Here is a 1,029-nt window from a genome sequence, read left to right on the forward strand (position 1 = left end):
AGCCTTAACCGTCCTGCAAGTGTGCAAACTGGAAGGGCTAAGGTACATTTAACATTAGCCTTCAAGCTGGCCTAATCAGCTTGCGAGGTTAGCTGTCGGTAGGTGTTGACGCACCCGCCGATAGCGCTAAGGGATTGAGTTTTTGTTGGTAGGCCTTGCGGACCTGTTGTTAACAGTAGAGCAGTTGATCTAGGGAAGTCAAGATACATATTGTGAAATGTTGGGCGAGTGGGTAACCCATAATTTTAGCAGATGGGGATTGACAAGTAGGGTCCAGAACAGTATCTACCCGGCTTGCATTTTAGGCGACAACACAGTACCTACGCTTGCTGTGTGAAGGAAGGTCTTATGCTCCGAAAGAAGTACCATAAGAAAAAAAGAGATAGCCGCACCTGTCTTCAAGACGAATACCCTCTAAACGTACTCCGATACCAGCCACCCAAGGATTAAGCATCAAAGTTCCACCATGGCTACCATAATAAAAATATGAGTACACTGCACGGGCAGGAAGATGCCCTACGTTATCCTCACTCCAATGCGAATCGGGTGCCCATTCTAAATTGTTATAACTTTTGAAAGTTATAAATCTCTCTGATTCCTCTGCAATCCATCCTAATCTTTTGGCGAATCTAGCAAATTCTATGGGATTATAATTACCATCGAGATAGTTACCTTCATCAAGATATATATCCTTCTGTACTTGCAACCCATATTGAGCTTTTCCATTAACTTCGGAGTATTTAGACCAAAGACTATCAATTCTATCTAAATCCAAGCATGACACTTGTTCATCGACTACCCCCTTGGGACCTCCAGCGACACCCGAGGCATATATTATTTCCGAAGTTAAGATATCTGCTTTTTTCCAATTATGTTGTTCCAAAGCATTCTCGAGTAAACTTATTAGATGTCTTGAGCGGGAATGATAGTGTTTTTTTACAGCATACCTAGTAAAGTTCTCGAGATAACTCCATTTCTCAGTTGGTGATGGTTCTATGAATGATAAATTCCAAATATTCCATATATATG

At 41.7% G+C, this 1,029-nt stretch carries 1 protein-coding gene; it reads right to left on the minus strand.

The annotated features are described in order from the left end of the window. Positions 1-346: 346 nt before the first annotated feature. Positions 347-1,029 (minus strand): GUN4 domain-containing protein (locus IQ260_RS30745; protein WP_228016585.1); only part of this gene is annotated, 683 nt, incomplete at its 5' end.

The sequence above is a fragment of the Leptolyngbya cf. ectocarpi LEGE 11479 genome (genome assembly GCF_015207065.1).
Lineage (GTDB): Bacteria > Cyanobacteriota > Cyanobacteriia > Phormidesmidales > Phormidesmidaceae > Leptothoe > Leptothoe ectocarpi.